This is a genomic window from Emticicia fontis (assembly GCF_054779675.1).
Map to the genome: position 1 here is coordinate 23,313 of NZ_BAAGXU010000015.1, position 13,248 is coordinate 36,560.

The following is a 13,248-nucleotide window of genomic DNA, read 5'->3' on the forward strand; positions in this document are numbered from 1 at the left end:
CCCGCTATCTTTTTTGATTAATTGCTACAACCACTCATATCTGCCACAAACGTAGCTCCAACTTGTGTCTGAAAACCATTAGATAAGATAATACTTTTATTGGCGTGCATTTTTATCAAAGATGTATTGCTCATAATCTGTCCATTAAAATTAATACTCTCAGAGGCAGAATAATCGTAATTACCACTCGGAATATTTTTTGTCAGATTCATTACAGATTGGCATTCATTGTTTTTAAGTTTCAAAATCCAGAAATCATCATCACCACGCCAGCCTGTTACGTCTCCATCACTGTTAGAGGCGGTATTCCCAGCTATCAGGTAACCATTATCAAAAGTACTTACCATACAATTGGGCTCGTCATGCCCACTACCGCCGTAGGTTTTTTGCCAGCGTATATCTCCATTTATCGGATTGAGTTTAAGTACCCAAAAATCAGCGCTGCCATGATTGCCTACCGGGTCGCCATCGCCATTGGCAGAATAAGATTCCCCAACTACTAAATATTCCCCATCTACCATTTGAAGGATCGATCGGGCATATTCATTTTTTACACCTCCGTAGCATCTGCTCCATATTTTTTGACCAAGGCTATCTATTTTTACCAGCAAATAGTCTCTATTATCAGGGTTATCAAAATCAGCATGGTTTTCAGCCGCATCTAAGTCATGCGAATAAGTTTCACCTGCAATCACAAAACTACCGTCTGAACATTGGATCACCGATTTGGCATACTCATCTAATGTACCACCAAATGTATTTTGCCATTGTATTTCTCCCTCTTTATTGAGTTTGACTACCCAAAAATCTAAACCTCCTTTATTAGTAACCCCTACTAAATCTTCAGAACTTGAATATCCAACAAAAACAAATCCACCGTCACGGGTCTTAATGATATTGTGTGCATGATCGCTTTTAGTGCCACCATAAGATTTTTGCCACAAGACATTACCAGCTCCGTCAATTTTTAATAATAGTGCATCAAATTGTCCATGATTCCCTAATATCAGGCTGTCATTAGACTCAGAATAACCTGCCACTACATAAGTATCATTATCAGCTTTACAAATTGAAAAAGCATATTCATTACTTGTGCCGCCTATACTTTTTTTCCATTCTATTGTTCCATTTTCTGTAAGTTTAAGGAGCCAGTAATCGTTATGCCCGTAATTTTCAGTAATATCATAATTGACAGAATTGGTATGACCAGCACAGATGAATTTATGATCGTTAGTTTCAATCACAGAATTAATATAATCTTCACCGCTACCACCTAAAGATTTTTTCCATTGCAATTCTCCATTTTGATTCAATTTTATCACCCAACCATCAAAAAAGCCATAGTGATTGCTTAGGTCAAAATTATCTGACTGGGAATGGCCGCCAACAAAATATCCACCGTCATAGGTTTCAACCACCGAAACCGCCTTATCATAAAAGCTACCACCATAGGTTTTTTGCCAATCGATGATTGGTTGCTGAGCTGAGGATGAAAAATAGATTAGGAAAAGGAGGATGTAGAGTAGATTTGACTTCATGCTTTGCAGAGTTGGTGTTTTAATTGAGCGCTCAATAAAATACTGGGCTGTAAATTTAGGATAACCAAAATTATAGGTAACAGTAGTATAATTTAGATTAATTCTATATTATTTATTGAGTGGCTATTTCTGATACTATTTTACCAATGAATATTTAGATTTAGGTCAAAAAAAATCTTGCCACGCAAAACGGTGACAAGATTGCTTACTACGACAGTTATTTACGACTTAAATATAAAATCTTTGTTGTGTGGATTCTTAGTATTGTAGTACTTTATTGACTTCGATCATGACAAAAGTATCATCAATCATATTTCTGAAATGTTCTAGCTCTTTGGGGGTAAACATCAGATAAAAATTGTTCATCGGTGTTCGCATACCCATTGTTCTGCCATTACAACATAAATCTCCGGCTTCAAAAATGGTGCTTTCATCGTTAAACATTCTCCTGAATTGTCTTAAATCTTCTTCCGAAAAAATGAATAACTGATTATTAAAAACCAGATTATATCTTTCACAACACTGGCATTTACCTATGTATCCATAGGCGCACGAACCGAGTATTAATAGATTGTGATTAGTCATTTTTATCGTTGTTAATTTTCTTTTTTAAAAATTCGCCAAACTTTTCTTCAGCATAGCCGCAAATCAGATAGTCGAATTGACTCAACATTGGCTTGCCTATTAAGAAAATCCGCTGATTATGCATATAGTCAATAATGTCCACGGCTTGGTTAAAAAATGACTGTCTGTCTGTTGTTTTGTGTGATTTTTCCATGAGATTATTTTTGTCTTGAACTGTGATTTACTTTATTTTTAGGATTTACCTGATTTTATTGCATTATCCTTATTCTTAGAATCGATATTCAAAATATCATTTAAGTAATCCTATGAATCATAAAATCAGGTTAATCAAAATTCAAGACATTTAATTACTCAATACTTTCTTATGCTCACAATCCAATTTCTCACAGTGTCCATATAATAATAAATCATGTTGTGTAATTTCAAACTGCATCATTTCACCTATCATTTTCTGAATCTGTTGCAGACGTGGATCGCAAAACTCTTTTACCTGCTGGCAGTCTAAACAGATCAGGTGGTCATGTTGACGGAAATTGGCTGCTTTTTCATACTTGGTTACATTATTACCAAACTGATTTTTTCTGATCAGGCCACATTCAAGCAAAACTTCCAGGTTATTATAAATTGTTGCCCTACTCACGTATTGTTTTTTATCAACCATAGTTTTGTAGAGGTCTTCTGCATCAAAATGGTCGTGGCGAGAATAAATTTCTTCCAGCATCATCATGCGTTCTGTGGTTTTTCTTAGTCCTTTTTCTTCTAAGAAAATCAGAAACTTAGCCACTGCTTTCTCGTAATGTATATCTTTCATTATAGTTTCTTTCCAAAATCACCGCTTCAGGTGGGTGTATAAGTACTTTGTTCTGGCTGTTAAACTACTTTTCTCTAGCAGCGTGATACAAAGGTAAAATCTTATTTAGAATTAATCCAAATAATTTTACTATTTTATTTTTAATTAGTCTAAATAAGGTATACATTTGCAGCAACATTTAACCACTGAAAATTTTTTGAATGATGAGTAAACAAACACCTAAAAGAATGAAGTCATTTTTTACAGTACTATTATTGATATGTAGCGGATGGGTTTTCGCTCAAAACGGAACCCTAAAAGGAAAGATTATAACTAATGATGGCAAACCTGCCGAATTTGTAAATGTTATTATCAAAGGAGCGAATAAAGGAGTAACTGCTGATACTGAAGGAAATTACCAGATTAATAATCTGAAACCAGGAGAGTATACAGCTCAAGCAAGTTTTGTAGGATTAAAAGCCGAAAATAAAAAATTCAGTATTAAAGCAGATGAAACTGTTACGCTTGATTTTGAAATGGAAATTTCGGCCAACCAACTACAGGAAGTAGCAGTCGTGGCTAACCCAAGTAAATATGTAACTGACTACCCGTCTATCTCTCTTCGACTAAAAACACCACTTTTAGAGGTTCCACAAAATATTCAGGTAATTACTAAACAGGTAATTCAAGACCAACAGATTTTTGATATGCTGGAAGGGGTAACACGTAATGTAAGTGGTGCAACCCGAGTTGAGCACTGGGATATCTATGCGCAAATTAACATGAGAGGTTCACAGATTGCAGGTTTCAGAAACGGCATGAATGTGCAGTCTACCTGGGGACCATTGGTTGAAGATATGAGTATGGTAGAGCGGATTGAGTTTGTAAAAGGCCCTGCTGGATTTATGCTGGCTAATGGCGAACCAAGTGGTTTTTACAATATCGTGACTAAAAAACCTACGGGTATCACTAAAGGAGAAGCAACTATGACCGTTGGTAGCTTTAATACTTATCGCTCAACGTTGGATTTTGATGGTAAATTATCCAAGGATAGTAAAATATTATACCGTCTGAATCTGATGGGACAAACTAAAGGCTCCCATAGAGATTATGAGTTTAATAACCGTATTTCGGTTGCACCGGTTGTAAAATTCCAATTTACTCCAAGTACTTCATTGACTGCTGAATATACGTATCAGTTCAACCAGATGTCAGTGATTGGTTCGAATTATGCCTTCTCTAAAAAAGGTATGGGAGATTTGCCTGTAAACTTTACTACGGCTGAGCCTAATATGGATCCAACTAATATAAACGATAATACATTCTTCCTTACATTGGCTCATAGTCTTAATAGCAACTGGAAATTAACAGGACAGTTGGCATATATGAAATATAGCCAACAAGGTCAGTCTTTATGGCCCTCAGGCTTTTCAGCCAATGGAGATACGCTTTATAGAGGGGCATCTATATGGGATGTAATGGGTATTACCAAAGTAGGTCAGTTCTTTGTGAACGGTGATGCCAAAACAGGTTTCGTAAACCATCGCATTTTAGCAGGTTTAGATATGGGGCAAAAAGATTTCTACCATGACTGGAATCAGGGTGGCGGATTCTCTGGCCCTAATGGCTTTAACATCTATAATCCTGTTTATGGTACGGTCCCGGTTTCCTCTTACCCTAAATATGACCGTAGTTTAAGCTTACGTCAAAGAGGAGTATATTATTCACAAAGCTATGCCGCTATCTATGCACAGGATGAATTACGTTTCTTACAGGATAAATTAAGATTGACTCTTGCGGGACGTTTCACTAAAGCACAAAACAATGACCCTTATTCAGGTTTTGTATCTGCTGAGAAATTTACACCACGGGTAGGTTTGAGCTACTCAATCAACAAAAATACAAGTGTATATGCCGTATTCGACCAGGCGTTTGTGCCACAGGCTGGCGCTGATGCCAAAGGAAAAGCCTTCGACCCAATTACAGGGGATAATAAAGAAATTGGTATCAAACGTGAGTGGTTAGGTGGTTTATGGTCATCGTCAATCTCTGCATATAATATCACTAAAAATAATGTATTGACTTCTGATCCTAATAATCAATTCTTCTCGATTCAGTTAGGACAAACCCAAGTAAGAGGGATTGAATTTGACCTTCGCGGACAAATTGTTCATGGATTAGACTTGACATTGAATTATGCCTATACTGATGGTAAAGTAACTAAAGATACTGACGAGAAAAAAGTAGGTGTACAGATACCAGGAACTTCTAAAAATGTTGCCAATGCGTGGTTGAGCTATAAGGCCACCAATGGTGTTCTACAAGGGTTTGGTATCTCATTAGGAGGACAGTATCAGGCCGGACGTTCGTCGTGGTATGTGTTTGATGGCTCGAAACAAGGCTTGCCAAACTATTTTAAAATGGATGGTGCTATTTCGTATCAGGCAAACAAATTTGCAGTTGCACTTAATGTCAATAACCTGACAAATGCCTACCTGTACATGGGTGGATATTATGAGTATACTCAGTTCTTCTACTATCAGACAGAAGCAAAAAGGAATTTACGACTATCAGTTAATTACAAATTTTAAGAGGAATGACTTTTAAAAAAGCAATTGGTAAAATACACCTCTGGCTCGGACTTGCGTCCGGGCTAGTAGTATTCATTATTAGTATTACTGGGTGTATATATGCCTTTCAATCCGAAATTCAAGACCTGACACAATCTTATCGCTATGTTAATGTTGAGAACAAACCTATGTTACCACCCTCAACATTGAAAGCCCTTGTTGAGAAAGCAGTACCCAATAAAAATATTCACAGTATCACTTATGAGCGCCCTGGTAGAGCTGCCATAGCAACTATTTTTCATTTCGAACCAACCTATTATTACCTGGTTTATATTAATCCATATACTGGAGAAGTATTGAAAACCAAGAATATGGATCAAGATTTCTTTCACTTTATTCTTGATGGACATTTCTACTTATGGCTTCCAGACTCAATCGGGCAACCGGTGGTAGCTTCTGCAACTTTAATTTTTGTTGTGCTTATGATAAGTGGAATGATTTTGTGGTGGCCTAAAAATAAATCGGCCACTAAACAAAGGTTCTCTATTAAATGGAATGCCAAGTGGCGCCGTGTTAATTATGATTTGCACAACGTATTAGGCTTCTATGCTACATGGGTTGTTATTATTCTCGCCGTCACAGGTCTTGTGTGGGGTTTTCAATGGTTTTCCAATGCCTATTATTATGCACTCTCCGGTGGTAAACAAACTAAAGAATATTATGAGCCGGAATCAGGTAAGGCACTTGTTAGTAATACAACAGAGCCTGCCATTGACAAAATCTGGAGGAAGATGATTGTGGAAACTCCAGGCGCACAAACCATCGAAGTTCACCCACCTGAAACGGCTAAATCAACCATCGTTACTGCTACTACCACAGATGCAGATGTTTATTGGAAACATGATTACCGTTATTTCGATCAATATACACTCAAGGAAGTATCCGTTTTACACCCTTATGGTCGCTTGAAAGATATTTCAACTGCCGATAAAATCATGCGTATGAATTATGATATACATGTGGGGGCTGTATTTGGCCTGGCAGGTAAAATACTTGCTTTTTGTGCCAGTCTGATTGCTGCCAGTCTGCCTGTTACGGGCGTATACATCTGGTGGGGGAGAAGAAAGAAAGCTGCTAAAGTGGTAGGTAAATCTGCTATCTCAAAATCGCAAGTTTTAAAACCTAAATATTCCTGATCCAATATATAGGTTTCCACTAAGCTAATTCACAATCATATTTAAACTTTTAAAAATAAACTTTATGAAAAATAAAATTATGGTATTTGCCTTGCTGCTAACGCCTTTTTTATCACAGGCACATGGATACTGGCTGGAAGTGAAAGGCTCGGGTAAAGTTGGAGAACCAGCAAAAATTCAGATTTTCTATGGAGAATACCTGAATCAAGGAAGAATGAAGGGCAAGTCATTAGACAAAATGAATGAAATAAAACTCTTTGTGATTGATGAGGCAGGTAATCGTATTGATGTGCCAACAGTTCAAACAGAAACACATTGGGAGGGAACTTTCACACCAAAAACTGAAGGCAACTATCAGGTGATGGGTATCAATGAAACAAGAGAGGTGCAGGATTGGGTAAAACACAATTTGGGTATCGTAAGACCTATGCAATACCTACGCACCAACTATACAGTTGGGAAAGCCACAGCTGCGACCAAACCAAACAATTATCTAGATATTATTGCGTCTGAATCTGATAATGGTATTAACCTCAATGCCTTCAAAAATAATGCACCTGCAGATAAAGTGAAACTAACAGTTATCAGCCCGGATGGTTGGGAGAAAGTAAAAGTAACCAGCGAAAGAGGTCGCGCATCATTTACCCCGAATATCAAGGGCGTTTATTTGATAGAAGCAGAATGGATTGATAAAACACCAGGTACTTATAAAGATAAACCATATGAGTCAATCCGCTACCACTCGGAGACAACTATAGAAGTAAAATAATTGAGTGAATGAGTGATTGATTTGGTGATTAAAGTTAAATTTTACAATATGAACTGATAATAACTGAGTTAAATAATTCAACTACTCACTCATTCATTCAATCACTAAATTATTCCAACAGCCATGAAATTCATCACAGATATAAATAATCCTACTCAATTGCAAAATCTGAGCGATGAACTCAAAAAAGTAGGTATATCCTCTTTCAGAATTGATTTCGGAGCGAATCATATATTAACCATTGATTACGATTCGGTAAAAGAAGATGAAATTGAATGTGCCGTGCGTAAAGCCGGGTTTAAATGTGTTTGTTTTAAAAAATGCAACTATAGAAATTGAGTGAATTAGTGATTTAGTGAACGAGTAATTATTAAAAGGGAAATCAAAGTATGTTTTCTGATAATTATTCACTCAATCACTAAATCGCCCAATCACTAAATATATCCAAATCAATATCTAAAATTAATTAATAATGAAAAAAACAGTTATCTTATTATTGGCGAGTTTAAGCTATGGTGCCTTTGCTCAGAAATCGGCCGATATTGCAGCTATTAAAGGGCAATGTGGTTGTCATGAAGTAAAGTTTGATTATGCAGAAACCTTTACTCCAAACAAAGAATACAAACTAAAAGACCAATACCATGCGAAAGGAACTGAGTATGTATTTGTAGTAGAAGAGTCAAAAGACAAAATTGTTATTCAACACTTATTGGCTATAGGCGATACAATGGTAGTGAAACACTGGCGTGAAGACTGGACTTATGAAGATCCGAATTTGTTAAGCTTCTACAAAGAAGGTGTTTGGAAATATAGCCAATTTGAAAAAGGCTCTGTTAAAAAAGGATGGACACAAAAAGTATATGAAGTAGACGATGCCCCTCGTTATGAAGGTTTTGCGCAATGGTCACATGCAAACGGTAAACACCTTTGGGAAAGCAAAGTAGATGCTCCGCTTCCACGTCGTGAGTATACTAAAAGAAAAGATTATAACGTATTGAAACGTGGTAACAGAATCTATGTAACAGACGCAGGTTATTTGCACGAACAAGATAACGACAAAATCTTAAGAAAAGATGGCACTGATTTATTAATTGTACAAGAGAAAGGTATCAACGATTATAAAAAACTGAGCAGCGAAAAAGATTGTGAAGTAACCAAAAAATGGTGGGCAGAACACGCGCCTTTCTGGGCAGATGTGCGTGCTGAATGGGCATTAGTTTTTGACCAACACAAAAACGTTACTATCAAACAATTTGTGAGAAGTAAAATGTTGAGCGAGCATTTCTCAGCTATAGAAAAAGAGAAAAACGATTCAGCGACTAATCGTAAAAAAATCAAGGAAGTATTAAATCAATTTGTAGTATACAATGATGAAGTAATAGGAAAGAACTAATCATTCAATCCTGATTTATCTGACGGTCAGAAACCTCTCGTGAATATCATGGGAGGTTTTTTTATTAAACAAAACATAAGGCATTCACTATTTTCCTTTAAAAAGTGACTCAACTTATTCGAAGCGATTAATCTGGTTTTGTAAATTATTTTTTTGCACTGAAAAACAACTATAATTGTAGAACAGAAAGGGCGTAATCGCCAATAATATAAGTCAAACTCAAATAATTAAATAAAAAACATTTATGGCTGTCAAATTAATTTTAGTAGTTGTTCTTGCACTATTTGGAATAATCAGGTTTATAACAAATACCAATCATAAACTTCAAGGTAAAAAATTTATAGAAGGGCTTGAAAATGATCCAGAACATCTGGAAAGCTATATTCAGGAGTTGACTTCTTTAAGTGGAAAACAACGGACAAATACAAATAAGCTTGACAGGATTGATACAATTTTGGTTGGAGTTAAAAGACAAATGGACGGATTAAGTATATTAAAAATCTTAAAGATTTCAGACCTTAGCTACCTTGTTCTTACGCGGATTATTCTCCATGACCACATTCCTGGAACCTCAAGAAAAGATGAGGTAATACATGATTTGCATTACTTGATTTCATTTAATCCAGAAAATGAAGAATTAAAATTAAATTCAGATTATCATTCAACTTTAGAGGATAAAAATTTAAGATTTGATTTTGCAAGGGCATTTATCGAACAATATAATCAGATTTAACCAATACCATTAAGTCCTTTCACAGGAATGTATAAGATATTCATTAAATAAATATCTTATACATTCTGCCGATCAATAAAAAAAATACGTATTTCTACGCTTGTGACTTTCGTTTTCAATAATTTTAATTCTATTTTCTCTTCAATTATGGCATGAATAATGCTAATATCTAACCAACACAATTAAGCTTTCCTGACCTATCCATCATAACAACTATTAGAAACTCATTTAAAATACTATTGCATGAGAACAAAATTATTGTTGTTTTCAAGTATACTAATTTTGTCAGGAAATTTTATTTTAGCCCAAACAATTCAGAAAGATTATATAGACGGAGAGGTCTATATCAAGCTAAAAGAATTCCCAAAAATTAATCTGAATCTTCCAAACGGCGCCGTAAATATGGTTGCTGAACTGCCTTTTTTATCCAAAGCCAATCATATTTCTAATACTCTTGAGGCTAAACGCAGCTTTTATTTCTCCAATTCAACTGATTTGCAAAGAGTTTATCGGGTAAAAATCGGAAACCCAAAACTAATCCATCAGTATATTAAAGAAATTGCGAAAGAGAATAGTGTAGAATATGTTGAGCCTGTGCCTTATAACCAGATTATTTCTGTTTCTAATGATGCAAAAAGTAATAATCAGTATTATCTCGATAAAATTAAGACTTATGAAGCATGGAATATATCACTGGGTGGAGTTGACATTGTTGTGGCTGTAATAGATAATGCCATTCAGGTAAATCATGTGGATTTGGCCGGAAATATGTTAGCCGGAACTGATATATCAGATAACGATAATGACCCTTCTCCTCCAGATTCAACTTTCTTTCATGGAACTCATGTAGCTGGTCTGGTGGGTGCTGTTACTAATAATGGTATTGGCATAGCCTCTGTTGGGTTCAACAGAGTTAAAATTCTACCCATAAAAGCCACGCCCAATAATGCTTCTCCAGAGAATGTGTATCATGGTTTTGAAGGTATTTCCTGGGCGGTTTCTCATGGAGCTAATATCATTAATATTTCATGGGGTGGAGGTGGTTATTCACAAACCAATCAAACGGTTATTAATAATGCATACGCTTCGGGGGTAATGATTGTTGCGGCATCGGGTAATAATGGGCAAAATACGACTTATTATCCTGCGTCTTATAATCATGTGGTTTCGGTTGGTAGTGTAACTTCTCTTGATGAAAAAAGCTATTTCTCTAATTATGGGACAACAGTCGATCTGGTAGCCCCCGGTAGTGGGATTTACAGTACGGTGCCAACCAATAAATATGATTATTGGAGTGGAACATCTATGGCAGCGCCTATTGTAAGTAGTGTATTTGCCTATGTATGGTCGGTAAAACCTCACCTTAATCAATCAGAATTAGAGAATCTGATTAAAAGTACCTGTGATAATATTGACGCCCAAAATCCCAATTATATCGGTTTACTAGGGAGTGGCAGAATAAATGTATTAAAAGCTATTTCCTGCATGGAAGATAATATTCAGCCTGTTATTACTCCAGCTGCTACAAGTGTTCTATGTCCAGGTGGAACAATTCAATTGGTTTGCAATACGATTAACGGAGCCACTTATCAATGGAAAAAGAACGGAGTGAATGTGGGCACGAATCAATCTACTTTTACGGCCTCCGAAACTGGACAATACACGGTTGTTATTAGCAAAAATACCTGCGGCATTGCCGCCTCTTCGGTAAAAGTAAGTGTTGTTCCAGCCACTGTTGCAATTAATGTGGGTCTTAAGATGGCTTGCGTCGGAGATTCAATTCTGCTGACTGCGCCAAATTTAGAAGGGGTAAATTATCAATGGAAAAAGGATAGCAATAATATTGGAATTAATGCTTATCAGTTTTATGCCAAGCAAAATGGTAATTATACAGTTGCTTTAACCGGAAATGGCTGTACAACCAATTCGCCTGCAGTAAGCCTTTCTTTTATCACCCTTAATCCGACTATTACTTCTGATAATTCAACTATTCTTTGTATCGGACAAACCACCCGGCTATCTGTGAATGCGGTTAATAATACTTCCTATCAATGGTTAAAGGATAATCAGATTATTAATGGAGCTACCAGCTTAACCTACGAGGTATCCGATGCAGGAGAGTATGTGGTGGAACAAAAATTGGGGCAATGTCTGGTAAAATCGAATAAATTGGTTGTGAGTATGACTACGCAACGCGCGTCAGCTCCGATGGTAACTAATAAAGAAATCTGTGAGGGTTTGAGTCTGAAAATTGGAAATGGGCTACAAGTTAGTGCGAGTACGTGTGTTGGTTCAATCACTAATACTTATGCTTATTCGGGACCTGTAATTGGTTATGATGGTAATGAACAAACGGGTAATAATCCCGCCATTACAGTAAATGATTTGGGTACAAAGGTTGTAGGCAAAGTAAGGGTTACCATTGTTTTCGATAAAAAAGACCAAGGAGGCTTAAATGATTGTGGCTCACCGCATTTGGGAAGTTTGCCCTACACAGATGAAATATCTTTCAAATTACAATCACCGAATGGTACTATTGTTACGCTTTTGGCAAGTGGTACTTATAATTATTATGTATATAACGGACAAATAACGCTTACTTTTGAAGATGGAAAACCTGCTATATCAGCCCAATCTGCCCCAACTTCGGGTTCATTTGCGCCAAATCAAGCTTTATCTGCATTAAATGGTCAATTAGCTAATGGAACATGGGCTTTGCTCCCTAATGATAATTCAAGTGGTGATCCATTATGTGTTTCTGGATTTAGCATTGATATTCAGGTAGATAATGTGAATCTACCAAATACTTTTACCTGGTGGTCCTCTTATTATGGAGGCACTTTAATAGCTTCAGGCAATGAGTATGTTCCGAATGAGACTTTATTGGGCACCTATACTTATTATGTGCAAAACCAATGTTCGGGTGTATGTCCGAGCGATAGATATTCTGTTACGCTCAATATTGTTCCGGCAAATACTACTCCTCCTTCTATTATGGCCTATACCATTAGTTCGGCACAATCTACCGAGATAAGCCCTTTGTTACAAAATGCAAACTTGAGTAGTATAAATCCAACAACTATTCAAAATGGGAATAATTCAAAGATTATTTCAGACAGGGCGCCACTGATTGACCCAATCACAATTTGTAGCGGGACAAGTATTATTTTATTAGGAGCTGATTGCAATGGTACGTTCCAATGGTCGAATAACGAAACTGGAATAGGCATTATTACTAGCCCAACCGCAACCAATACTTATTCTGTAAGGTGTAAAGAACAATCATCAGGTTGCTGGACACCGTATAAAGACCAAAGTATTTTTATCAAACCAGCCGATGTAATGATAAGTAATAGTATTCCCCAAAAAGGCTTACAGACTTTTGTCGGCAAAAATGTCTCTGCTATCAATGTAGTGGATTCACCGTCTGCAACTACAATTAAAGCTGACAACTCCATTTTATTCCTTCCTGGATTTTCGGTTAACGGCAATAGCACTTTTGTAGCCAATATTGAAAATACTTGCAGTAATGAAGAGGAATAAAGTACAAAAAAAACTTAATTAATTAATAATTTTCAATAGTTTTTCTATAAAAAGAATATTGTAATGTGTTGATAATAAGAATTTTAAGTAGATGTTCGTATTTCTGCCCTTGAATTTTCAAATTATCACAT

The 13,248-nt window shown here is 36.2% G+C and carries 11 protein-coding genes; 7 read left to right on the forward strand and 4 right to left on the reverse strand.

All coding sequences use genetic code 11. The features are described from left to right. Positions 1-17: 17 nt before the first annotated feature. The 4 genes from ACYVFA_RS08670 to ACYVFA_RS08685 all read right to left on the reverse strand — a co-directional run bounded on the left by ACYVFA_RS08670 (position 18) and on the right by ACYVFA_RS08685 (position 2,934). On the reverse strand, positions 18-1,538 hold the full coding sequence (locus ACYVFA_RS08670; RefSeq protein ID WP_460471425.1) for a 3-coathanger stack domain-containing protein: 1,521 nt from the start codon (positions 1,536-1,538) through the stop codon (positions 18-20). Positions 1,539-1,796: 258 nt separating this feature from the next. Further along, a complete protein-coding gene (locus ACYVFA_RS08675) occupies positions 1,797-2,123 on the reverse strand; it encodes a DUF6686 family protein (protein ID WP_460471426.1) in 327 nt (108 codons plus the stop codon). Next, positions 2,116-2,316, reverse strand: a complete 201-nt coding sequence (locus ACYVFA_RS08680; RefSeq protein WP_460471427.1) for a hypothetical protein — start codon at positions 2,314-2,316, stop codon at positions 2,116-2,118. The genes ACYVFA_RS08675 and ACYVFA_RS08680 overlap by 8 nt, the downstream gene beginning before the upstream one ends. Before the next feature lie 150 nt (positions 2,317-2,466). Then, complete coding sequence (locus tag ACYVFA_RS08685; protein WP_460471428.1) at positions 2,467-2,934, reverse strand: Fur family transcriptional regulator; 468 nt, start codon at positions 2,932-2,934, stop codon at positions 2,467-2,469. A 227-nt stretch (positions 2,935-3,161) separates the two neighbouring features. Here ACYVFA_RS08685 and ACYVFA_RS08690 point away from each other — a divergent pair, with 227 nt between their 5' ends. The 7 genes from ACYVFA_RS08690 to ACYVFA_RS08720 all read left to right on the forward strand — a co-directional run bounded on the left by ACYVFA_RS08690 (position 3,162) and on the right by ACYVFA_RS08720 (position 13,117). Then, positions 3,162-5,504: a TonB-dependent siderophore receptor gene (locus ACYVFA_RS08690; RefSeq protein WP_460471429.1), complete on the forward strand. Its 2,343-nt coding sequence runs from the start codon at positions 3,162-3,164 to the stop codon at positions 5,502-5,504. 5 nt (positions 5,505-5,509) lie between these two features. After that, positions 5,510-6,679, forward strand: a complete 1,170-nt coding sequence (locus ACYVFA_RS08695) for a PepSY-associated TM helix domain-containing protein (protein ID WP_460471430.1) — start codon at positions 5,510-5,512, stop codon at positions 6,677-6,679. 64 nt (positions 6,680-6,743) lie between these two features. Beyond that, positions 6,744-7,448 (forward strand): DUF4198 domain-containing protein, encoded by a 705-nt coding sequence (locus ACYVFA_RS08700; protein WP_460471431.1) that lies wholly within the window; start codon positions 6,744-6,746, stop codon positions 7,446-7,448. Between the two features lie 123 nt (positions 7,449-7,571). Then, a complete protein-coding gene (locus tag ACYVFA_RS08705; RefSeq protein WP_379790681.1) occupies positions 7,572-7,787 on the forward strand; it encodes a hypothetical protein in 216 nt (71 codons plus the stop codon). 133 nt (positions 7,788-7,920) lie between these two features. Continuing rightward, positions 7,921-8,841: a DUF6607 family protein gene (locus tag ACYVFA_RS08710; RefSeq protein WP_460471432.1), complete on the forward strand. Its 921-nt coding sequence runs from the start codon at positions 7,921-7,923 to the stop codon at positions 8,839-8,841. 244 nt (positions 8,842-9,085) lie between these two features. Beyond that, positions 9,086-9,574, forward strand: coding sequence for a hypothetical protein (locus ACYVFA_RS08715; protein WP_460471433.1), 489 nt, complete (start codon positions 9,086-9,088; stop codon positions 9,572-9,574). A 243-nt stretch (positions 9,575-9,817) separates the two neighbouring features. Then, positions 9,818-13,117, forward strand: coding sequence for a S8 family serine peptidase (locus tag ACYVFA_RS08720; protein WP_460471434.1), 3,300 nt, complete (start codon positions 9,818-9,820; stop codon positions 13,115-13,117). The last annotated feature ends 131 nt before the right edge of the window (positions 13,118-13,248 follow it).

Coding starts and splice junctions, on each gene's coding strand:
- ACYVFA_RS08685 (WP_460471428.1), bottom strand. CDS start 2,934: ATGAAAGATATACATTACGAGAAAGCAGTGGCTAAGTTTCTGATTTTC.
- ACYVFA_RS08720 (WP_460471434.1), top strand. CDS start 9,818: ATGAGAACAAAATTATTGTTGTTTTCAAGTATACTAATTTTGTCAGGA.
- ACYVFA_RS08690 (WP_460471429.1), top strand. CDS start 3,162: ATGAAGTCATTTTTTACAGTACTATTATTGATATGTAGCGGATGGGTT.
- ACYVFA_RS08695 (WP_460471430.1), top strand. CDS start 5,510: ATGACTTTTAAAAAAGCAATTGGTAAAATACACCTCTGGCTCGGACTT.
- ACYVFA_RS08675 (WP_460471426.1), bottom strand. CDS start 2,123: ATGACTAATCACAATCTATTAATACTCGGTTCGTGCGCCTATGGATAC.
- ACYVFA_RS08710 (WP_460471432.1), top strand. CDS start 7,921: ATGAAAAAAACAGTTATCTTATTATTGGCGAGTTTAAGCTATGGTGCC.
- ACYVFA_RS08680 (WP_460471427.1), bottom strand. CDS start 2,316: ATGGAAAAATCACACAAAACAACAGACAGACAGTCATTTTTTAACCAA.
- ACYVFA_RS08670 (WP_460471425.1), bottom strand. CDS start 1,538: ATGAAGTCAAATCTACTCTACATCCTCCTTTTCCTAATCTATTTTTCA.
- ACYVFA_RS08700 (WP_460471431.1), top strand. CDS start 6,744: ATGAAAAATAAAATTATGGTATTTGCCTTGCTGCTAACGCCTTTTTTA.
- ACYVFA_RS08715 (WP_460471433.1), top strand. CDS start 9,086: ATGGCTGTCAAATTAATTTTAGTAGTTGTTCTTGCACTATTTGGAATA.
- ACYVFA_RS08705 (WP_379790681.1), top strand. CDS start 7,572: ATGAAATTCATCACAGATATAAATAATCCTACTCAATTGCAAAATCTG.